General features: G+C 68.8%; 18 protein-coding genes and 1 riboswitch. Of the genes, 10 read left to right on the plus strand and 8 right to left on the minus strand.

Annotated features, from left to right (window positions below):
• Positions 1-29: 29 nt before the first annotated feature.
• Both JGS39_RS05255 and JGS39_RS05260 read left to right on the plus strand, forming a co-directional pair.
• Positions 30-998: a diacylglycerol/lipid kinase family protein gene (locus JGS39_RS05255; protein WP_219567539.1), complete on the plus strand. Its 969-nt coding sequence runs from the start codon at positions 30-32 to the stop codon at positions 996-998.
• A gap of 317 nt (positions 999-1315) precedes the next feature.
• On the plus strand, positions 1316-1573 hold the full coding sequence (locus tag JGS39_RS05260; protein WP_003953983.1) for a WhiB family transcriptional regulator: 258 nt from the start codon (positions 1316-1318) through the stop codon (positions 1571-1573).
• 239 nt (positions 1574-1812) lie between these two features.
• Here the strand turns inward: JGS39_RS05260 and JGS39_RS05265 are convergent, their stop codons facing one another.
• Positions 1813-3279 carry a sensor histidine kinase gene (locus JGS39_RS05265; RefSeq protein WP_219567583.1) on the minus strand — a complete coding sequence of 489 codons (1467 nt, stop codon included), beginning with the start codon at positions 3277-3279 and terminating at the stop codon, positions 1813-1815.
• A 364-nt stretch (positions 3280-3643) separates the two neighbouring features.
• Positions 3644-4714 carry an SIS domain-containing protein gene (locus tag JGS39_RS05270; RefSeq protein ID WP_219567540.1) on the minus strand — a complete coding sequence of 357 codons (1071 nt, stop codon included), beginning with the start codon at positions 4712-4714 and terminating at the stop codon, positions 3644-3646.
• Positions 4715-4930: 216 nt separating this feature from the next.
• On the opposite strand from JGS39_RS05270, the gene nagB reads away from it, so the two are divergent.
• Positions 4931-5716 carry a glucosamine-6-phosphate deaminase gene (nagB, locus tag JGS39_RS05275; protein WP_219567541.1) on the plus strand — a complete coding sequence of 262 codons (786 nt, stop codon included), beginning with the start codon at positions 4931-4933 and terminating at the stop codon, positions 5714-5716.
• Positions 5717-5940: 224 nt separating this feature from the next.
• Here the strand turns inward: nagB and JGS39_RS05280 are convergent, their stop codons facing one another.
• The 4 genes from JGS39_RS05280 to JGS39_RS05295 form a co-directional block, all read right to left on the minus strand.
• The gene (locus tag JGS39_RS05280; protein ID WP_219567542.1) at positions 5941-7479 is read right to left on the minus strand and encodes a glycoside hydrolase family 3 protein; all 1539 of its coding nucleotides are present in this window, start codon (positions 7477-7479) and stop codon (positions 5941-5943) included.
• 8 nt (positions 7480-7487) lie between these two features.
• Positions 7488-8318 (minus strand): carbohydrate ABC transporter permease, encoded by an 831-nt coding sequence (locus tag JGS39_RS05285; protein ID WP_148020652.1) that lies wholly within the window; start codon positions 8316-8318, stop codon positions 7488-7490.
• On the minus strand, positions 8315-9301 hold the full coding sequence (locus tag JGS39_RS05290; protein WP_219567543.1) for a carbohydrate ABC transporter permease: 987 nt from the start codon (positions 9299-9301) through the stop codon (positions 8315-8317). The genes JGS39_RS05285 and JGS39_RS05290 overlap by 4 nt, the downstream gene beginning before the upstream one ends.
• 85 nt (positions 9302-9386) lie before the next feature.
• Complete coding sequence (locus tag JGS39_RS05295) at positions 9387-10670, minus strand: extracellular solute-binding protein (protein WP_219567544.1); 1284 nt, start codon at positions 10668-10670, stop codon at positions 9387-9389.
• Between the two features lie 305 nt (positions 10671-10975).
• On the opposite strand from JGS39_RS05295, the gene JGS39_RS05300 reads away from it, so the two are divergent.
• The 6 genes from JGS39_RS05300 (at position 10976) to JGS39_RS05325 (ending at position 18209) form a co-directional block, all read left to right on the plus strand.
• The gene (locus JGS39_RS05300) at positions 10976-11740 is read left to right on the plus strand and encodes a GntR family transcriptional regulator (protein ID WP_219567584.1); all 765 of its coding nucleotides are present in this window, start codon (positions 10976-10978) and stop codon (positions 11738-11740) included.
• A gap of 248 nt (positions 11741-11988) precedes the next feature.
• Complete coding sequence (locus JGS39_RS05305) at positions 11989-12243, plus strand: DUF3311 domain-containing protein (protein ID WP_219567545.1); 255 nt, start codon at positions 11989-11991, stop codon at positions 12241-12243.
• On the plus strand, positions 12240-13874 hold the full coding sequence (gene mctP / locus JGS39_RS05310; protein WP_219567546.1) for a monocarboxylate uptake permease MctP: 1635 nt from the start codon (positions 12240-12242) through the stop codon (positions 13872-13874). Before JGS39_RS05305 ends, mctP begins: the two co-directional genes overlap by 4 nt.
• A gap of 116 nt (positions 13875-13990) precedes the next feature.
• Positions 13991-14503, plus strand: coding sequence for a GNAT family N-acetyltransferase (locus JGS39_RS05315; RefSeq protein ID WP_219567547.1), 513 nt, complete (start codon positions 13991-13993; stop codon positions 14501-14503).
• Positions 14504-14570: 67 nt separating this feature from the next.
• Positions 14571-14667: riboswitch (adenosylcobalamin-variant (AdoCbl-variant) riboswitch) on the plus strand.
• Between the two features lie 147 nt (positions 14668-14814).
• On the plus strand, positions 14815-17193 hold the full coding sequence (locus JGS39_RS05320; protein ID WP_219567548.1) for a ribonucleoside-diphosphate reductase subunit alpha: 2379 nt from the start codon (positions 14815-14817) through the stop codon (positions 17191-17193).
• Positions 17193-18209: a ribonucleotide-diphosphate reductase subunit beta gene (locus tag JGS39_RS05325; RefSeq protein ID WP_219567549.1), complete on the plus strand. Its 1017-nt coding sequence runs from the start codon at positions 17193-17195 to the stop codon at positions 18207-18209. The genes JGS39_RS05320 and JGS39_RS05325 overlap by 1 nt, the downstream gene beginning before the upstream one ends.
• Before the next feature lie 34 nt (positions 18210-18243).
• On the opposite strand, the gene JGS39_RS05330 is transcribed toward JGS39_RS05325, so the two are convergent.
• A complete protein-coding gene (locus JGS39_RS05330) occupies positions 18244-19197 on the minus strand; it encodes an IS481 family transposase (protein WP_219567550.1) in 954 nt (317 codons plus the stop codon).
• 128 nt (positions 19198-19325) lie between these two features.
• On the minus strand, positions 19326-19538 hold the full coding sequence (locus tag JGS39_RS05335) for a hypothetical protein (RefSeq protein WP_219567551.1): 213 nt from the start codon (positions 19536-19538) through the stop codon (positions 19326-19328).
• An 81-nt stretch (positions 19539-19619) separates the two neighbouring features.
• Here JGS39_RS05335 and JGS39_RS05340 point away from each other — a divergent pair, with 81 nt between their 5' ends.
• Entirely contained in the window at positions 19620-20594 is a 975-nt protein-coding gene (locus JGS39_RS05340) for a helix-turn-helix domain-containing protein (RefSeq protein ID WP_219567552.1), read from the plus strand.
• Positions 20595-20659: the final 65 nt, after the last annotated feature.

A 20659-nucleotide genomic window follows, 5' to 3' on the forward strand; every position in this document is an offset into this window, starting at 1 on the left:
GATACCTCGCGGTAGGTAGTCTGGCGGTCATGCGCGCACTTCTTGTGGTCAATCCAGCTGCTACCACCACCAGTGCGCGGACCCGTGACGTGCTGATTCATGCACTGGCCAGCGAAATGAAGCTGGAGGCCGTGTCCACGGAGTACCGCGGACACGCCCGTGACCTGGGACGACGGGCCGCCGACAGCGACGACATCGATCTCGTGGTCGCGCTCGGCGGAGACGGCACGGTCAACGAGGTCGTGAACGGCCTGCTCCACAAGGGCCCCGACATCGACAACCTGCCGAAACTCGCCGTGGTCCCCGGCGGCTCGACCAATGTCTTCGCCCGCGCCCTCGGCCTCCCGAACGACGCGGTGGAGGCGACCGGCGCCATCCTGGACGCACTGGCCAACCGCACCGAACGGACGGTCGGCCTCGGCCTGGCGGCCGGCACCCCCGGCACGGAGGACGAATCGGTTCCGGAGCGCTGGTTCACTTTCTGCGCCGGCCTCGGATTCGACGCCGGTGTGATCGGTCGCGTCGAACAGCAGCGCGAGCGCGGCAAGCGTTCGACCCATGCGCTGTACGTACGCCAGGTGATGCGCCAGTTCCTCGATGAACCGCATCGGCGGCAGGGAATCATCACGCTGGAGGTGCCCGGCCAGGACCCGGTCACCGACCTCGCGCTCTCCATAATCTGCAACACGGCTCCCTGGACGTACCTGGGGAACCGGCCGATCTACGCCTCCCCGAAGGCGTCGTTCGACACCGCCCTGGACATCCTCGGCCTGCAGCGACTGTCCACCCCGGCCGTCACCCGGTACGCCACACAGCTGCTCACCTCGAGCCCGGAAAAGGGTCCGCGGGGCAAGCACGCAGTTTCACTGCATGACCTCACGGACTTCACCTTGCATTCAAAGGCCCCACTGCCCCTCCAGATGGACGGTGACCACCTGGGGCTGCGTACAAGTGTGACGTTCACAGGCGTACGCCGTGCACTGCGTGTGATTGTGTGAGTGGAAGGGACCAAAGTCCTTTAACTCGAACGTTTGGACTGGCTTCCACCCTCTAGAAGTACGGCTGTGACCTAGCCGACACCGAGGAATCAAAAAAAACTTTCCAGAAGGGGTTGTATCCGTCGCCGAGGTTTGGGAATCTCTACATGGCGATCGGGACGGCCCGCAACAACGGCCTCCACTGAAAGCCAGAATCCCTCCTCACACACAGGACCACAACCAGTTCTTCTGGGCGTCGGCCCTACACGTACGGAGGGGTTCGTGAAAGCGTTCACATTCACAAGCCACAGTACGTATACCAAGGAGAGGTAGCAGCCATGGACTGGCGTCACAACGCCGTTTGTCGTGAGGAAGACCCGGAGCTGTTCTTCCCCATCGGCAACACCGGTCCTGCGCTGCTGCAGATCGAGGAAGCCAAGGCCGTCTGCCGTCGCTGCCCCGTCATGGAGCAGTGCCTGCAGTGGGCGCTCGAGTCCGGCCAGGACTCCGGCGTCTGGGGTGGCCTCAGCGAGGATGAGCGCCGCGCAATGAAGCGCCGCGCCGCTCGCAACCGGGCGCGTAACGCAAGCGCCTGACCGACGCCACCGCTACGAACCTCAGCCAGGCGGCGCGTACAGAGCGTACGCATCACCCCGCCCCCCGAGTCGCAGCGCGCAGTACCCCACGAAGCGCATGCTTGACCAGAGAGCCCGGACCGTTCACCAACGGTCCGGGCTCTCTGCTGTGCGTTCTCACGTGCTAGCCATCGGCGCTGACCGGGGCCGCGTTCTTACGTGCTGCTTGCCGGCGCGGACCGGGGCTGCGCTCCTCCGCGCTACTTGTCGGCGCGGACCGGGATGTCGAGGACGACCTGGGTGCCGCGTTCGGGCGCCGGCACCATGCCGAACGAGCCGCTCAGCTCGCCCTCCACCAGCGTCCGCACGATCTGGAGGCCCAGATTCCCGGCGCGCTGCGGGTCGAATCCCTCGGGCAGGCCGCAGCCGTCGTCCTGAACGGTGATCAGCAACCGCCCTTCCGTGGGCGAACCGCCGCGCACCGCGGAGACCTCGACCGTGCCGGACTCGGCCACGCCGAACGCGTGCTCCAGGGCGTTCTGCAGCACCTCGGTGAGGACCATCGCCAGCGGAGTGGCCACTTCGGCGTCGAGGACGCCGAAACGTCCGGTGCGCCGGCAGGTGACCTTGCCCGGGGAGATCTCGGCGACCATGGCGATGACCCGGTCGGCGATCTCGTCGAACTCCACCCGCTCGTCCAGATTCTGGGACAGCGTCTCATGGACGATGGCGATCGAACCGACGCGCCGCACCGCCTCGTTGAGCGCCTCGCGGCCCTGCGGGGAGTCCATCCGACGGGCCTGGAGACGCAACAGGGCGGCCACCGTCTGGAGGTTGTTCTTCACCCGGTGGTGGATCTCCCGGATGGTGGCGTCCTTGGTGATCAACTCACGTTCACGACGGCGCAGTTCGGTGACGTCGCGCAGCAGGACCAGCGAGCCGATGCGGACACCCTTGGGCTTGAGGGGGATCGCCCGGAGCTGGATCACGCCGCCCGCGCACTCGACCTCGAACTCCCGTGGCGCGTAACCGCTGGCCAGTTTGACCAGCGCCTCGTCCACCGGGCCGCGGGAGGGCGCGAGTTCGGCGGTGATCCCGCCGAGGTGCTGTCCGACCAGGTCGGAGGCGAGGCCCAGGCGGTGGTAGGCGGAGAGGCCGTTGGGGCTGGCGTACTGGACGACACCGTCGGCGTCGAGCCGGACCAGTCCGTCGCCGACCCGCGGCGAGGCGTCCATGTCGACCTGCTGGCCCGGGAACGGGAAGGAGCCGGCCGCGATCATCTGCGCCAGGTCGGAGGCGGACTGGAGGTAGGTGAGCTCCAGCCGGGACGGGGTGCGGACCGTGAGCAGGTTGGTGTTGCGCGCGATGACACCCAGCACGCGGCCCTCCCTGCGTACGGGGATCGACTCGACCCGTACGGGGACCTCCTCCCGCCACTCCGGGTCGCCCTCGCGCACGATCCGGCCCTCGTCCAGCGCCGCGTCCAGCAGCGGACGGCGGCCGCGCGGCACCAGATGGCCGACCATGTCGTCCTGGTAGGAGGTGGGGCCGGTGTTGGGCCGCATCTGGGCGACGGACACGTAGCGCGTTCCGTCACGTGTGGGGACCCAGAGAACGAGGTCGGCGAAGGACAGGTCGGAGAGCAGCTGCCACTCCGAGACCAGCAGATGGAGCCACTCGAGGTCGGTGTCACTCAGGGCGGTGTGCTGGCGGACGAGGTCGTTCATGGAGGGCACGTGTGCGAGCGTACCTGTGGATGCGGACAGGTTCCGAACCGGACGGCCCACCCGTACGTGCAAGGAGGAAGGGCCGGAATTCACCGTGCCCCGTGGATGGACAGCGCGAGTGGTCTAGTCCACAATGCTGTAGACAGAGCCTCCGCTCTCCCCGCACAGGAGAGCGGAACGAGGTACCCGCGCTCTCTGCCCTGACTGCGCCGGGTGCCTCTCCCCGGCCGGGGGCACCGCACACCGCCGGCCGAGCCGATCGCCCGTAACGGGCGGTCCTACTCCGGGCTGCGGTGCTGGTCGGGCTGAGGGTCCCGGCCCGGCGCCGCGGCCCGCGGGTGTTTCCGGAGGCGGTTTCGGCGGGTCAGCGGGTTTCCGTGACCTTCGCGAGCGCGCGCGGCGCGTCCGGGTCCTGGCCGCGTGCGATCGTCACCTCGTAGGCCAGCATCTGCAGCGGCAGGATCTCCAGGATCGGCTGGACCTCCTCGGCGACCCCGGCCGTCGGCAGCACGAAGCCCGCGGAGGCCGCTTCCACCTGGGCCTTCGGGCCGACCACGAAGAGGTCCGCACCACGCCCGCGCAGCCGGTCGAGCACCGGCTGGAGTGCCTCGCCGCCCCGGCCGTCGGTGACCACGGCGATCACCGGGGAGATGTTGTCGACCATGGCGAGCGGACCGTGCAGCAGATCGGCGCCCGAGTAGGACAGGGCGGGGATGTAGCTCGTCTCCATCAGCTTCAGGGCGGCCTCCTTGGCTGTGGGATAGCCGTATCCGCGTGAGGTGATGACCATGCGCTCGGCGAAGCGGTAGCGGGACGCCAGGACCCTGACCTCGTCCTTGCGCGCCAGGATCGCCCCGGCGAGTTCCGGCAGGATCGCGGCCGCCGCACCGTCGCCGCCGCGCAGCCCTTCCACGAAGAGGTACAGGCAGAGCAGGGAGGCGGTGTACGTCTTGGTGGCGGGCAGGGCCTTCTCCGGCCCCGCCAGGATGTCGATGTGGTACTCGGAGACCGCGGCGAGCGGTGAGTCCGGGCTGTTGGTGACCGCCAGCGTGACCGCGCCGGCCTCCCGGGCGGCCTTCGTCGAGGCCACCAGGTCGGGCGAGCCGCCGGACTGGCTCACGGTGATGACCAGGACGTCCCTGAGGTCCGGCTTCGCGCCGTACGCGGTGGTCGTGGACATCGAGGCCAGGCCGCAGGGCAGACCGAGCGTGATCTCCAGCAGGTACTTCGCATAGAGCGCGGCGTTGTCCGACGTGCCGCGGGCGGTGAGCAGGACGAAGCGTGGCTTCCGGCCCGCGATCTCGGCGGCGACCGCCCGGATGGCGGGTGCCCCGCGGTCGAGGATGCGCCGCAGCATCTCGGGCTGCTCGGCCATCTCGCCGGACATGATCCGGCCGGGCTGCTCGCCCTCGTCGGCCGGGTACGTGGCGGACATGTCTGGTGCCTCCCGGGGTGTCGCGGTGCGTCGGTCAAGTCAACACGGGGCACCGCGGGCCCGCCAGCGGACAGCCCCGGCGGGGACGCGCCCGCGCGCCCCGAAACGTATGGCCGGCAGACGCCCGGGGGCCGTGTCCAGGGGCGGGAGTTCTGCTAGATTAGGACTTAGATTGGTCTATACCACATGTCTTCACTCTAGATCGGCAGGCCCCGCGTGGAAGTTGTCATCGTCCCGGACGCCAAGGCAGGCGGCGAACTGATCGCGGGGGCCATCGGCGCCCTGCTCAGCCGTAAGCCCGACGCCCTTCTCGGCGTTGCCACCGGATCGACCCCGCTGCCCATCTACCGGGCGCTGGCCGAGAAGGTCCGCTCCGGCGCGGTGGACGCGTCGCGCGCCCGCATCTGCCAGCTCGACGAGTACGTGGGGCTGCCGGCGGGCCACCCGGAGTCGTACCGCTCCGTGGTGCTGCGCGAGGTCGTCGAGCCGCTCGGGCTCTCCGAGGCGTCGTTCATGGGCCCCGACGGCTCCGCCGAGGACGTCCAGGCCGCCTGCGAGGCGTACGACCAGGCACTCGCCGACGCCGGCGGGGTGGACCTCCAGCTGCTCGGCATCGGCACGGACGGGCACATCGGCTTCAACGAGCCGTGCTCCTCACTCGCCTCGCGCACCCGCATCAAGACGCTGACCGATCAGACGCGGGTCGACAACGCGCGCTTCTTCGACAACGACATCGAGCAGGTGCCGCACCACGTCATCACCCAGGGCATCGGCACCATCCTGGAGTCCCGCCACCCGATCCTGCTCGCGACGGGCGAGGGCAAGGCGGACGCCGTGGCGCAGACGGTCGAGGGGCCGGTCGCCGCGATCGTGCCCGCGTCGGCGCTGCAGCTGCACCCGCACGCGACGGTCGTGGTCGACGAGGCGGCGGCGTCCAAGCTGAAGCTGGCGGACTACTTCCGCGCCACCTATGCGGCGAAGCCGCTGTGGCAGGGTATTTAGTTCTGGTTCTTATCGGTACGCGGGAGGGCCGGGGCACCGTGTGGTGTCCCGGCCCTCTTGTGTGCGGGGGCGTCCCGCGTGGGCCTTCCGCCCTCGATCGCCGGGCGGGCTCGAATGTGACGGCCCGCCCGTCCTGTGGGGGCTTTGTCCTCAATCGCCGGACAGGCTTGATTCTGCCCGGCTGGGCTCGGTCGTGCCCGGACGGGCTTGATCGTGCCCTGGTTCTACTTCGGCGACACGATCGCTTCCGCGGCTGCGAGGCCGCAGACCCTGGCGGCGCCGTGGGTGGCGATGTGGAGGGCGCCCCTGGGGTCGGACTGGGGGACGCCCATCTCGACCACGATCGTGTCCGGGCGCGCCGCGAGCACCGCGTCGAGAGCCTCGGTCATCCACGGGTGGCGGTGCGCGTCGCGGACGACCGCGACGATGCGCCGCTCCCCCGCGGCCCGCAGCGCCCCGGTCCCGGGTGCCTCGGTCTCGCCGCTGTACGTACCGGTCTCGGTGCCCGGCAGCAGCCTGGTCAGTTCGGCGGCGACGCCCCATGGTGTCTCGTCACCGACGGCGATGTTCGCGACCGGGGTGAACGCGGCGACGTACGGGGGCTCGGTGAGCGGCTCGCCCGTGCCGGTCACCTTCACTGCGCGGCGGGCGGCGGTCAGGCCGACGTCCGAACCGATGCCCGTGCTGTGTCCGGTGCCGGGCGCGGTCCCCTCCTGCACTGCCGCGCCCGGCTCCGAGACAGCCCCCCTGGCCCGGCGCGTCCACGACGCGAGGGCCCGTACCCGGGCGGCGGCGTCCGCCAGCCGCTCCTCGGGCAGTTCGCCGGCCCGGACCGCCGCGACCAGCGCGTCGCGCAGCCGCAGGACCGTGCTGTCGTCGTCGAGGCCGCCGCCGACGCAGAGCGCGTCGGCACCCGCCGCGATCGCGAGGACGGAGCCGCGCTCGATCCCGTACGTCGAGGCGATGGCCTGCATCTCCACGGCGTCGGTGACGATCAGGCCGTCGTAGCCCAGCTCCTCGCGCAGCAGACCGGTCAGGATCTGCGGGCTCAGGGTCGCCGGGCGGTGCGGGTCGAGCGCGGGAAGCAGGATATGCGCGCTCATCACCGATTTGGAACCCGCTGCGATGGCCGCCCGGAAAGGCACGAGCTCACGGGCGTGCAGGGTCTCCAGATCCACGTCGATGCGGGGCAGCGCGTGGTGCGAGTCGACCGCGGTGTCGCCGTGCCCCGGGAAGTGCTTGGTGCAGGCGGCGACGCCGGCGGCCTGGAGGCCCTCGACGTATGCGGCGGTGTGCCGGGCGACCAGGTGGGGGTCGGCGCCGAAGGACCGCACCCCGATGACCGGGTTGCCGGGGTTGGAGTTGACGTCCGCGGAGGGCGCCCAGTTGAGGTTGACGCCGCAGTCGGCGAGCCGGCGGCCCAGCTCCTGGGCGACGGCACGGGTCAGGGCGACGTCGTCGACGGAGCCGAGCGCCAGGTTGCCCGGGAAGGACGAGCCGTGCCGCACCTCCAGACGGGTGACGTCGCCACCCTCCTCGTCGATCGCGACGAGCACGTCGTCACGCTCGGCACGGAGCTGGGCGGTGAGCGCGGCGAGCTGCTCGGGCGATTCGATGTTGCGGCCGAACAGCCCGACGGAGGAGAGGCCTTCGCCGACCCGGCGCAGCAGCCAGTCCGGTGCCGTGGTGCCGGTGAAACCCGGCTGCAGGACGGCGAGGGCGTCGCGGGTGACGGTGTCCGTGGTGGATACGAGGGTGGTCATGGAAGTCGTTATCCCTTCACTGCGCCGTCGGTGAGACCGCTGACGGCCTTGCGCTGCAGGTAGATGAAGAGGATCAGGATCGGGATCGCGAAGAGCGAGGAGGCTGCCATGGTCGCTCCCCAGTCGTCCCCGAACGCGGTCTGGAACTGCGAGAGCCAGAGCGGAAGGGTCTGGGACTCGATGTCCTTGTTGAGGATGAGGACGAGCGGGAACTCGTTCCAGGCGGTGATGAAACCGAAGAGCGAGGTCGCCATCAGGCCGGGGCCGAGCAGGGGCAGGATCACCTTCCTGAACGCCTGCGGGCGGGTGCAGCCGTCGACCATGGCGGACTCCTCCAGCTCCTTGGGCACGGCGGCGACGTAGCCGCGCAGCGTCAGGATGGTGAAGGGCAGGACCATCATCATGTAGAAGGCCGTCAGCGGGACCAGGCTGTTCAGCATGTCCGCATCGCGGACCAGCATGTAGATCGCGATGACCATGACTTCCCAGGGCGCCATCTGCGCGATCATGAACGTCAGCAGGATGCCCCGGCGGCCCTTGAAGCGCATGCGGGCCATCGCGAAGGATGCCAGCAGCGCGATCACCAGCGAGGCGACCACGGAGACGATCGTCACCGTGAACGAGTTGCGGACCAGGGTCCAGAAGTGGTCGGCCGCCATCGCCTTCTTGAAGTGCTCGAAGGTGATGTCGGTGGGGAACCACACCGGGGTGTCCGTGATGATGTCGCCGGTCGGCTTGAAGGCCGTGCTGAACATCCAGTAGACGGGGAAAGCGAAGCCTATGAAGAGGACGACAGCCGTCAGGTTGGGCCAGATCCGGCCGAACAGTGAGCGCTTCACAGCTCGTCCTCCTCTTGCTTGAGTACGGTGCGCAGGTAGTAAGCGGTCATCGCCAGCAGGACGATGATCGTCAGGAACGAGATGGCCGCGCCCATACCGAAGTGCTGGTTGCCGACGCCTTCGACGAACGCGTAGACGGGCAGGGTCTCGGTGAGCCGGTCCGGGCCGCCGCCGTTGATGGCGAAGAGCTGGGCGAAGGACTTGAAGACCCAGATGACTTCGAGGAACGTCGTGGCCAGCAGGAACGGCTTGAGGAAGGGGAGCGTCACCAGGGTGAAGCTCTTCCAGGAGTTGGCGCCGTCGAGCGAGGCGGCCTCGTACAGCTCCTTGGGGATCGTCGTCGACGCGGCGTACAGATTGATCGCCACGAACGGGATGGACTGCCAGACGATCACCAGGGTGACCAGCGAGAAGGTGGACAGCTGACTGCTCGTCCAGTTGAAGTCGGCCATCGAGTGCCAGCCGAGGCTGTCGAGGACGTAGTTGACGACTCCGAACCGCTGGGCGAACAGCCACTGGTAGACCGTAGTAGCCGCGATCATCGGCATGGCCCAGGCAAGCACCAGGCCCAGCATGAGCACCAGTCGCATCTTCTTGCCCAGCCGCGCGAGCAGAAGACCGACCATCATCCCGATCACCATGATCAGGACGACGTTGGCGGCGGTGAAGAGAACCGACCGCTCGACAACTCTCCAGAAGTCCGAGCCGCCGAGGACTTCCTTGTAGTTGTCGATACCGTTCCACTCGGTCAGGTGGAGGATCAACTGGCGCGGGTTGAGGTTCTGGAACGACAGCATGCCGTTCTTGACCAGTGGGTAGCCCAGGAGCACCGCTGTGACGAGCAGTGCGGGCACGAGGAGGAGGTAAGGGGCTGAGCCACCGGCCCGCCCTCTGCTCGATGCGGCGGGGCCGCCGGAAGGGGCATCGTCCTTGCGGACGCCGGCTGCCGGGACCGAGTCCGCTTTTTCGGTCTGCACTGACATGCTCGCCATCTCTGTCTTGGGCCGTACGGTCGAGTCACGCGGGTGCGCCGGGGGGCGGTTGCTGTCCGCCCCCCGGCGCGTGCGATCAGCTCTTCTGCGAGAGACGCTTGTTGATCTCCGACTCGACCGCCTTGGCGGCGTCGGCCGGGGACTTTCCGTTCAGAACCGCGGTCATGTAGCTCTTGATCGGGTTCGGCGCGTTCTCGACAGCGGCCCACTCGGGGATGAGCGGGGTGGTGCCGCCGACGGCGGCGGCCGGGGCGGCGGCCTCGGCAGCGCCGTTTCCGGTCAGGTTGGAGTTGAGCGACTCCTTGTTCGGGATGACGCCGTTCTCCTTGGCCAGCTGGCCCTCGAACTGGTCGGACAGGGAGAGCTTCAGGAACTCCTTGGCGAGGTCCTGCTTCTTGCTGCCCGCGGCGACCGCGAAGTTCGAGCCACCGAGGAAGACACCCTCGGGCTTGTCGGCGGTCTCACCCGGGATGGTGAAGTAGCCGATGTCGCTCTCGATCTTCTTGTTGGCCGCGATGGCCGTGCCGGCCTCCCAGCCCATGCCGATGAAGGCACCGACGTTGCCCTTGGCGAAGACCTCGGCCTGCTGCGGGGTGGCCTCGTCCTTGTCCTTGGGAGCCTTGGAGTAGGCCTGGTACTTCTTGTAGAGCTCCATGGCCGCGGTGACCTTGGGGTCGGAGAGGTTGGAGACGTACTTGTCCCCTTCCTTCTTCACAAGGTCAGCGCCCTGACCGATGGTCAGGCCGTCGAAGAAGTACCAGTTCTGGCCGGGCAGGTAGATCGGCTCGGCCTTGCCCTTCGCCTTGATGGCGTCCAGGTCCTTGAAGAACTCGTCCCGCGTCTTCGGGGTATCCTTGATGCCGGCGTCGGCCCAGACCTTCTTGTTGTAGATGACGACGCGGTTGGCGAAGTACCACGGGGCGGCGTACTGCTTGCCGTCGAAGACCGAGGACTCGTTGAGTGCCTCGACCCAGTCGCCGCCGATCTCCTTCTTGAGGTCGCTCAGGTCGGAGAGACCGCCGGTGGCCGCGTACGCCGGGGTCTGGGTGTTGCCGACCTCGATGACGTCCGGCGGAGTCGACTCGGAGAGAGCCGTGGTGATCTTCTGCTGAATGCCGTCCCACTTCTGGGTCTCGAACTTCAGCTTGGCGCCGGTCTTCTTCTCGAAGGCAGCGGTCAGATCCTTGGTCCAGCCGGGAGGCGTCGAGCCGTCCATGGCCCAGACAGTCAGCGTCTGGCCCTTGTAACTGTCGGGGCCGGTCTTCTTGCTGCTGCTGTCAGCCTTGTCGTCCGAGCCACAGGCAGTGGCACCGGCCAACAGAGCCACGACGCCAATGGCCGCGATGAGTCCGCGCTTCACGACACCCTCCTCAGGGCTGCAAGAGAATTCCCCCCACCACCCGAGAACGCCGTCCGACGCACAATCGCATGCGCCGGGTACTGCCCGTGGGGCTGGGACCTGGTCTTTAATGGTTTAGACCAGTACCGGGAGCTTGGCCTAGACCTTTAGGGGTGTCAAGGGTGTATAAGAAGTGCACTCGCGTCCGTTATAGGACCGACACCTGAGGGAGGGCGACGAGCCGTGACCGGACCGTGCCACCATGTGAGCCGCGACAGACGGAGGAGCCGGTGACGGCAGCAACGCAGCAGTCGGGAAGGCGGGCCATGGGTGCCGACGGGGGCAGTGCCGGGAACGAGACGGGCGCGGGTACGCGTACCGCGCGCGTCCCGAAGTACTACCGGCTGAAGCGGCATCTGCTCGACATGACGGACACGATGCCGCCGGGCACACCCGTGCCCCCGGAACGGACCCTGGCCGCCGAGTTCGACACCTCGCGCACGACCGTGCGCCAGGCGCTCCAGGAACTGGTCGTCGAGGGCCGGCTGGAGCGCATCCAGGGGAAGGGCACCTTCGTCGCCAAGCCGAAGGTCTCACAGGCCCTGCAGCTCACCTCGTACACCGAGGACATGCGGGCCCAGGGGCTGGAACCGACGTCCCAGCTACTGGACATCGGCTACGTGACGGCCGACGACACGCTCGCCGGACTGCTGGACATCAGCGCGGGCGGGCGCGTGCTGCGGATCGAGCGGCTGCGCCTGGCGAGCGGTGAGCCGATGGCGATCGAGACCACCCACCTCTCGGCCAAACGCTTTCCCGCGCTGCGGCGTTCACTGGTCAAGTACACGTCCCTGTACACGGCCCTGGCCGAGGTGTACGACGTGCGGCTGGCGGAGGCCGAGGAGACCATCGAGACCTCCCTCGCCACCCCGCGCGAGGCCGGCCTGCTCGGCACGGACGTGGGCCTGCCGATGCTCATGCTGTCCCGGCACTCACTGGACGGACAGGGCGAGCCGGTCGAATGGGTCCGCTCGGTCTACCGGGGCGACCGCTACAAGTTCGTGGCCCGCCTGAAGCGTCCGTTGGACTGAAGGCGCCGGCAGCCCCGGACAGCCCCCGTGGAAGCGTTCCCACGGGGGCTGTTCGCTGCCCGGCGCCCCCTCACCCGCGATTGGCCTGGACCAACACCCCGACGTTTGATGGCATTTCGGCCAGACGTCCGACGCCGCACGACCGTTGCCGGACCGCAATGCGGACAGGGGGTGACGCTGGCCGGAACCCTCGCCTAGATTTCCTGCGCATTACAACAGGTGATCAGTGAGGGGACGGAGTCGCCGCCATGCCGGAAGAACCAGAAGGAAAACCACCCACCGTCACACCCGTGCGGGTGGTCATCGCCCTGTGTCTCATCGCGCCGTTCGTGGCGATGCTCTGGGTGAGTTCGTACGCCAAGGTCGACCCGACCTTCATCGGGATCCCGTTCTTCTACTGGTACCAGATGCTCTGGGTGCTCATCTCGACGGCGCTCACGATGGTCGCGTACAAGCTGTGGCAGCGTGACCAGCGCGCCCGCAAGGGGGGTGCGTCAGCATGAAGGACGGCGTGAACGGAGTCGCGCTCGGCGTCTTCATCTTCTTCTTCCTGGCCGTCACGGTCGTCGGCTTCATGGCCGCCCGGTGGCGCAAGGCCGAGAACGAGGCCAGCCTCGACGAATGGGGGCTGGGCGGCAGGTCGTTCGGCACCTGGGTCACCTGGTTCCTGCTCGGCGGCGACCTCTACACCGCGTACACCTTCGTCGCCGTTCCCGCGGCGATCTACGCGGCGGGCGCGGCCGGCTTCTTCGCGGTGCCCTACACCATCCTGGTGTACCCGCTGATCTTCACGTTCCTGCCGCGGCTGTGGTCGGTGTCGCACAAGCACGGCTACGTCACCACCTCGGACTTCGTCCGCGGCCGCTTCGGCTCCAAGGGGCTCTCGCTGGCGGTCGCCGTCACCGGCATCCTCGCCACGATGCCGTACATCGCCCTCCAACTCGTCGGCATCCAGGCGGTGCTGGATGTGATGGGCGTGGGCGGCGGCGAGAACACGCACTGGTTCATCAAGGACCTGCCGCTGCTGATCGCGTTCGCGGTGCTCGCCGCGTACACGTACTCCTCCGGGCTGCGCGCCCCCGCGCTGATCGCGTTCGTCAAGGACGGGCTGATCTACCTGGTCATCGCCGTGGCGATCATCTACATCCCGATCAAGCTCGGTGGCTTCGACGACATCTTCGCCAAGGCGGGCGAGGCGTTCTCCGCGAAGAACGAGGCGGCCGGGAAACCGGTGGCCGGTCTCGCTCCGGGTGAGGCGGGCCAGTGGGGTTACGCCACCCTGGCCCTCGGCTCGGCGCTGGCTCTCTTCATGTATCCGCACTCGATCACGGCGACGCTCTCCAGCCGCAGCCGTGACGTGATCCGCCGCAACACGACGATCCTGCCGCTGTACTCGCTGATGCTGGGTCTGCTCGCGCTGCTCGGGTTCATGGCGATCGCCGCCGGCGTCAAGGTGGACAACGGTCAGCTGGCGATCCCGCAGCTGTTCGAGAACATGTTCCCGGACTGGTTCGCGGGCGTGGCCTTCGCCGCCATCGGTATCGGCGCCCTGGTACCCGCCGCGATCATGTCGATCGCCGCGGCGAACCTGTTCACCCGCAACATCTACAAGGACTTCCTGAAGCCCGACGCCACACCCGCGCAGGAGACCAAGGTCTCCAAGCTGGTGTCGCTGCTGGTCAAGGTCGGCGCGCTCGCCTTCGTCCTCACCATGGACAAGACGGTCGCGATCAACTTCCAGCTGCTCGGCGGGATCTGGATCCTCCAGACGATGCCGGCCCTGGTCGGCGGGCTGTTCACCCGCTGGTTCCACCGCTGGGCGCTGCTCGCGGGCTGGGCGGTCGGCATGCTGTACGGGACGATCGCCGCGTACGGGGTCGCCAGCCCGACCCAGAAGCACTTCGGCGGGTCCTCCAAGGAGATCCCCGGAATCGGCGAGATCGGCTACATCGGCCTGACGGCCTTCGTGCTCAACGTCGTGGTCGTCGTCGTCCTCACCTTCGTCCTGAACGCCGTGAAGGCGCCCGCCGGGGTCGACGAGACCTCCCCGGGCGACTACACCGCGGACGCGGGCGACCCGGGCGTGAAGACGGAGCTCCCGCCGGCCACCGCCGGCGCTCCGGGCGGTCACTGACCACCCGCTGCGTGAACGGGCCGCCGCACCCCTCCCCGGAGAGGTGCGGCGGCCCGTTCGCACGTCCGCAGAAATCGCTTGCGGCCACGGCCCGCCCGTGCGGCAGACTTCGCCCCATGGACATAACGATCCGGCCGATCGAGCCCGCCGAGCACGCGCTCCTGGGCGACATCACCGCCGAGGCCTATCTCGGCGACGGCCTCCTGGCCTTCGGCGACGACGATCCGTACCTGGCGCGGCTGCGCGACATCTCGCGCCGGGCGGCGGAGGCCGAGGTGCTGGTGGCAGCCGACGCGGGGGGCCGTGTCCTGGGCGGGGTCACCTACGCGGCCCCCGGGAACCCGTGGGCCGACATCGCCGCGGCGGACGAGGCGGAATTCCGGACGCTGGCGGTCTCCCGCGAGGCCCGGGGCGCAGGAGCCGGGGAGGCGCTCGTCCGGGCCTGTATCGACCGCGCACGGGCCACCACGGGGGTCGCGGGGATCGTCCTGTCGACTCAGCCGGCGATGCACGGGGCCCACCGGATCTACCGGCGGCTCGGCTTCGTCCGCACGCCCGACAGGGACTGGAGCCCCGTCGCCGACCTGACGCTGCTGACGTTCCGTCTGGAGCTGCGCCCTTCGGTGTGAGGGTGAGCACGACACAACATGTGGGGGCTGCCGCATCCGGCAGCCCCCACATGTATGCTCGTGCTCGCTGTCGCCGCAGGGAAATCCGGTGCGAATCCGGAACTGTCCCGCAACGGTGTACTCGGTGTGCTTTTGCACCCCCTAGTCCGAGGTCCTGCCGACAGCGCATCCGGCTCGACCGATCCGGATGCCCAGACGTCCGGGCCTCGTGGATGGGCCGGTGGACGCCGCACGGAGCGCCGCCCTGCCGCGCTCCGCCCGGCCGCCCTCCGCTCCCCCCAAGGCCCCGAGCCGAGCGAGGAGAGCACCGCGTGACCATCGCGCCAGCCCATCCGGTTTCAGCGGCCGAATCAGCGGGAACCACGAGCGACGGACCGGCAACCGCACTGCTGCGGACCCTGACCGACCTCACCGCCGATCTGCCCGACACCGACCCCGGACGCGTCGCCGCCGCAGCGCTGCGCGGCCGCAACGCCCGGTCGGACGAGGCCGAGCTGCGCTCGCTGGCCACCGAGGCCGCCGCGGGCCTGATCTCCGAGGACCCCGCCTACTCCCGCCTCGCCGCCCGGCTCCTCACCCGCACCATCGCGGACGAGGCGGCCGGGCAGGGCGCGACGTCGTTCTCCGCATCGGTCGCCGTCGGGCACCGCGAGGGCCTGATCGCGGACCGCACGGCCGCGTTCGTGACCCTCCACGCGGCCGCCCTGGACGCACTGGTCGGGCAGTCGCTCGCCGACGGGGCCGACGACCGCTTCGGCTACTTCGGACTGCGCACCCTGCACAGCCGCTATCTGCTGCGCCACCCGCTCAACCGTGAGGTCATCGAGACCCCGCAGCACTTCATGCTGCGCGTCGCCGCCGGGCTCGCCGAGGACACCTCCGCGCGCGCCCTGGACGAGGTCGCCGCGCTGTACGGGCTGATGAGCCGGCTGGACTACCTGCCCTCCTCCCCCACGCTCTTCAACTCCGGTACCCGGCACCCGCAGATGTCCTCCTGCTACCTGCTGGACTCCCCGCTGGACGAGCTGGACTCGATCTACGACCGCTACCACCAGGTGGCGCGCCTGTCCAAGCACGCGGGCGGCATCGGCCTCTCGTACTCCCGTATCCGTGCCCGCGGTTCGCTGATCCGCGGCACGAACGGGCACTCCAACGGCATCGTGCCGTTCCTGAAGACGCTCGACGCCTCCGTCGCCGCCGTCAACCAGGGCGGCCGGCGCAAGGGCGCCGCCGCCGTCTACCTGGAGACGTGGCACGCGGACATCGAGGAGTTCCTGGAGCTGCGCGACAACACGGGCGAGGACCAGCGGCGTACGCACAACCTCAACCTGGCGCACTGGATCCCCGACGAGTTCATGCGCCGGGTCGACACGGACGGCACCTGGTCGCTGTTCTCCCCGGCCGACGTGCCCGAGCTGGTCGACCTGTGGGGCGACGAGTTCGACGCCGCGTACCGGGCCGCGGAGGCCAAGGGCCTGGCCCGCAGGACGATGCCGGCCCGTGAGCTCTACGGCCGCATGATGCGGACCCTCGCCCAGACCGGCCAGGGCTGGATGACGTTCAAGGACGCCTCCAACCGGACCGCGAACCAGACCGCCGAACCGGGCCGCGTCGTGCACTCCTCGAACCTGTGCACGGAGATCCTGGAGGTCACGGACGACGGCGAGACGGCCGTCTGCAACCTCGGCTCCGTCAACCTCGGCGCGTTCGTCGCCGACGGCACGATCGACTGGGAGCGCCTGGACGCCACCGTGCGTACGGCCGTGACCTTCCTCGACCGGGTCGTGGACATCAACTTCTACCCGACCGAGCAGGCCGGCCGGTCCAACGCCCGCTGGCGGCCGGTGGGTCTGGGCGCGATGGGTCTCCAGGACGTCTTCTTCCAGCTGCGGCTGCCGTTCGACTCCCCCGCGGCCCGCGCCCTGTCGACGAAGATCTCCGAGCGCATCATGCTCGCGGCGTACGAGGCGTCGTGCGACCTCGCGGAGCGCTCGGGCCCGCTGCCCGCGTGGTCCGAGACGCGTGCCGCCCGCGGCGTGCTGCACCCGGACCACTACGACACCGAGCTGAACTGGCCGGAGCGCTGGGACGCGCTGCGCGCCCGGGTCGCGAAGAGCGGGATGCGCAACTCCCTGCTTCTCGCCATCGCGCCGACGGCGACGATCGCCTCGATCGCAGGCGTGTACGAGTGCATCGAGCCGCAGGTCTCCAACCTCTTCAAGCGCGAGACGCTCAGCGGGGAATTCCTCCAGGTCAACGGCTATCTGGTGGACGAGCTGAAGCAGCTCGGCGTGTGGGACGCGCGGACCCGTGAGGCGCTGCGCGAGGCGAGCGGCTCGGTGCAGGGCTTCGCGTGGATCCCCGAGGAGGTGCGGGCGCTGTACCGCACCGCGTGGGAGATCCCGCAGCGCGGCCTGATCGACATGGCGGCGGCCCGTACGCCGTTCCTCGACCAGAGCCAGTCGCTGAACCTGTTCCTGGAGACGCCGACGATCGGCAAGCTCTCCTCGATGTACGCGTACGCCTGGAAGCAGGGGCTGAAGACGACGTACTACCTGCGCTCCCGCCCGGCGACCCGGATCGCCCGCGCCGCGTCCGCCGCCACCGTCCCCGAGCAGGCACCCGCGCCCGACGCGGACGCGATCGCCTGCTCCCTGGAGAACCCCGAGTCCTGCGAGGCCTGCCAGTAATGAGCTCCAACGACAACAAGAACCTGCTGGACCCGGGCTTCGAACTGACCCTGCGGCCGATGCGGTACCCGGACTTCTACGAGCGCTACCGGGACGCGATCAAGAACACCTGGCACGTGGAGGAGGTCGACCTCCACTCCGACGTGGCGGACCTCGCCAAGATGTCGCCCGCCGAGCAGCATCTGATCGGCCGGCTGGTGGCGTTCTTCGCGACCGGCGACTCGATCGTCTCCAACAACCTCGTGCTGACGCTGTACAAGCACATCAACTCCCCCGAGGCGCGGCTGTACCTGTCGCGGCAGCTGTTCGAGGAGGCCGTGCACGTCCAGTTCTATCTGACGCTGCTCGACACGTATCTGCCCGATCCGGACGACCGGGCGGCCGCGTTCGACGCGGTCGAGGAGATCCCGTCGATCCGCGAGAAGGCGCAGTTCTGCTTCCGGTGGATGGACTCGGTCGAGAAGATCGACCGGCTGGAGACGAAGGCCGACCGCCGCCGTTTCCTGCTGAACCTGATCTGCTTCGCGGCGTGCATCGAGGGGCTGTTCTTCTACGGCGCCTTCGCGTACGTGTACTGGTTCCGCTCCCGCGGGCTGCTGCACGGCCTCGCCACGGGCACCAACTGGGTGTTCCGTGACGAGACGATGCACATGAACTTCGCGTTCGAGGTCGTGGACACCGTCCGCAAGGAGGAGCCCGACCTCTTCGACGACGCGCTCCAGCAGCAGGTCACCGACATGCTGAAGGAGGCTGTCGAGGCGGAGCTGCAGTTCGGCCGCGACCTGTGCGGCGAGGGCCTGCCCGGGATGAACACCGAGTCGATGCGCCAGTACCTGGAGTGCGTCGCCGACCAGCGGCTCACCCGGCTGGGCTTCCCCGCGGTGTACGGCTCGGAGAACCCGTTCTCGTTCATGGAGCTCCAGGGCGTCCAGGAGCTGACGAACTTCTTCGAGCGCCGCCCGTCCGCGTACCAGGTGGCCGTCGAGGGCACGGTCGGCTTCGACGACGACTTCTAGTACCGCGACGGGGCAAACGTTGCCTACCGCGGCGCTAGCTGTATTGACCGGTGAGGTTGGGGACGCGGCTGGCGGGTGGTCTGCCTGCGAGCGCGGTGTGTCCGCGGTGGTGATTGTAGGAGTGCAGCCAGTGGGGGAACGCGTCGCGTCGTTCCTGCTCTGATCGGTAGGGCTTTGCGTAGGCCCATTCGTCGAGCAGGGTGCGGTTGAGGCGTTCGACCTTGCCGTTGGTCTGTGGCCGGTAGGGCCGGGTTCGCTTGTGGGTGATCCCGGCCGCCGTCAGGGTCTCGCGCCAGAGGTAGGACTTGTAGCAGGCGCCGTTGTCGGTCAGGACCCGTTCGACGATGATCCCGGCGCCGGTGAAGTAGGCGTGTGCGCGTGTCCAGAACGCGGTGGCGGTCTCTTTCTTCTCGTCGGTGTGGATCTCGCTGTAGGCGAGGCGGGAGTGGTCGTCCACGGCGGTGTGGATGTAGCTGTAGCCGGCTCCGGAGCGGGTCTTGCGGCCTGCCTGGCGGCCGAGGGCCTTGTGGCCGCCGCCGTCGGGGATGTTGCCGAGTTTCTTGATGTCCACGTGCACCAGTTCACCGGGCCGGTCGCGTTCGTAGCGGCGTATGACGCGGCCGGTGGCCCGGTCGAGATGGCTGAGCCGGGCCAGGCCGAAGCGGAGCAGGACTCGGTGCACGGTGGAGGGCACCAGGCCCAGCAGGTGCGCGATGCGGGCCGGTCCCCACCGCCGTGCGAGGCGGACCTTGATGATCCGGCGTTCGGTCCGGGTCGGCGTGCGCCCGGGGCTGTGGTGGGGGCGGCTGGAACGGTCACTCATCCCCGCCTCGCCGAGCTGGCGGTAACGCCCGGCCCATCGCTGGGCCGTGGTCGGCGAGACCTGGAACCGCTCCGCTGCCCGGCGCAGGGGCCATCCGTCATCGACCACACAGCGGGCCAGCCGCAGACGTCCGGTCTCGGTCAAGGGTGCATTACGGTGGGGCATGAGGGCCTTTCGGGCTGGTGTAGACGTCGCAATCCACACCGAACCCGGAAGGCCCTCACTCGTTCAAGATCCCAAGACGGTGATCGCTGTCACCGCACCCAACCTCCGTGGACAGAACAGCTAGCCCTTCAGATCCTCGCCCAGCTCCTGACGTACGGACGCCGTGCGGCCCTCACCGGTCGTGCGGCGTCCGCCGTTTGCGGGGGTTCGGCGCTCCGCGCCCGTTCCGCTTCCCGCAGCTGGCGGTCGATGCGGCGTTCGCGGGCGATGCCGACCAGCGTCGGCGCCAGGAAAAGTGCGAAAACGACTGTTGTGCCCAGGTAGTTCAGGAATGTGTTCATGTCTCTACTCTCGCCGGTCCCGGCCGATCGCGGCAGTGGCAGGACTGTCATGGGGCATCGAATTACTGCCACACTGGGGGCATGCTGAAGAATGTGGCCGCCCTGCTGCTCGACGACGTGAACCCCTTCGAACTCGGTGTCTTGTGCGAGGTGTTCGGCCTCGACCGCAGCGAGGAGGGACTGCCGGTGCACGATTTCGCCGTGGTCTCCGCCGAGGGCCCGGTACTCCGCACCCATGCCGGATTCACCATCACCACCCCCCACGGCCTCGACCGCCTGGAGGAGGCCGACCTCATCGCGGTCCCCGCCGGCACCCACTTCGTGGACCGGGAGTACCCCGAGGACGTCCTGGAGGCCTTGCGCCGGGCAGTGGGGCGCGGGGCCAGGGTGCTCAGCGTCTGTTCGGGGGCGTACGTTCTCGGCGCGGCCGGCCTGCTGGACGGGCGGCGCTGCACCACCCACTGGCGCCACGCCACCGAGCTGGCCCGTCGCTTCCCGCGTGCGATCGTCGAACCGGACGTGCTGTACGTGGACGAGGGTTCCGTTATCACGTCGGCGGGCACGGCGGCGGGGATCGACGCCTGTCTGCACCTGGTCCGCCAGGCCTACGGGACCGCCGCCGCCAACACGATCGCCCGCCGCATGGTGGTACCGCCGCACCGCGACGGCGGGCAGGCGCAGTACATCGAGCGCCCGCTGCCCCGGAACCGCTGCGACACGGTCGGCGACACGCTCGCCTGGATGGAACGTCACCTCGACCAGGAGATGACCGTCGAACAGCTCGCCGCCCTGGCACACATGTCACCACGCACGTTCGCCCGCCGCTTCCAGCAGGAGACGGGCACCACGCCGTACCGCTGGCTGTTGCGCCAGCGCGTACTCCTGGCGCAGCACCTCTTGGAGACATCCGATGAAACAATGGATACGATCGCCGGACAGACCGGTTTCGGGAACGCCGCGGCGCTTCGCCATCAGTTCGTACGCTCCTTGGGTACCACGCCGAACGCGTATCGCCGGACCTTCCGCGGCCCGACCGAATTGACCGAAGTAGCCTGATCACTTACGGGGCTTACATCGGACCATTCGTCCAACTGATTCCCCCGCGAGTCCATGGACCGGGT

The sequence above is a fragment of the Streptomyces poriferorum genome (assembly GCF_019399235.1).
Taxonomy (GTDB): domain Bacteria; phylum Actinomycetota; class Actinomycetes; order Streptomycetales; family Streptomycetaceae; genus Streptomyces; species Streptomyces poriferorum.